Origin of the sequence: Shewanella sp. BF02_Schw (genome assembly GCF_014596695.2) — a bacterium.
Classification (GTDB): Bacteria; Pseudomonadota; Gammaproteobacteria; order Enterobacterales; family Shewanellaceae; genus Shewanella.
In genome coordinates this window covers 1-574 of record NZ_JABKAW020000028.1, presented here as the reverse complement: position 1 = coordinate 574, position 574 = coordinate 1, and the positions used below count along the sequence as shown (strand labels likewise).

The 574-nt window shown below is 56.6% G+C and carries 1 protein-coding gene; it reads left to right on the top strand.

The features are described from left to right. Positions 1-574 (top strand): Ig-like domain-containing protein (locus HNW13_RS23450; protein ID WP_208062988.1); only part of this gene is annotated, 574 nt, incomplete at both ends.

Genomic DNA, 574 nt, shown 5'->3' with positions numbered 1-574 from the left:
CGTCGCCGGCGTGGTGAGCTACTCCGGCGTGAGTGCGGTATTCACACCATTAGATCCGCTGGCCTATAACACCCAATTCACGGTCACGGTCAAAGGCACGCCCAGCGGGGTCAAGGACTTAGCCGGCAACCTCATGGAAAGTGACTTTGTGATCCGCTGGACTACTGGCACGGCACCCGATACCACTCCGCCCGCCGTCACCGGTACAATCAATACTAACGGTGCGACAGATGTACCGATTAACACCCGCGTTGGCGTCACGTTCAGCGAAGGCATGGATCCGCTAACGATCACCAACACAAACTTCATTTTGAATGAAACAGTCGGCGGCAATGCGGTCGCCGGCGTGGTGAACTACTCCGGCGTGAGTGCGGTGTTCACACCATTAGATCCGCTGGCCTATAACACCCAATACACTGTCACCATCAAAGGGATGCCCAGTGGAGTCAAGGACTTGGCCGGCAACCTAATGGAAAGTGACTTTGTGATCCGCTGGACTACCGGCACGGTACCCGATACCACTCCGCCCACCGTCACCGGCACGATTAATACCAATGGTCAGACGAACGTCGCC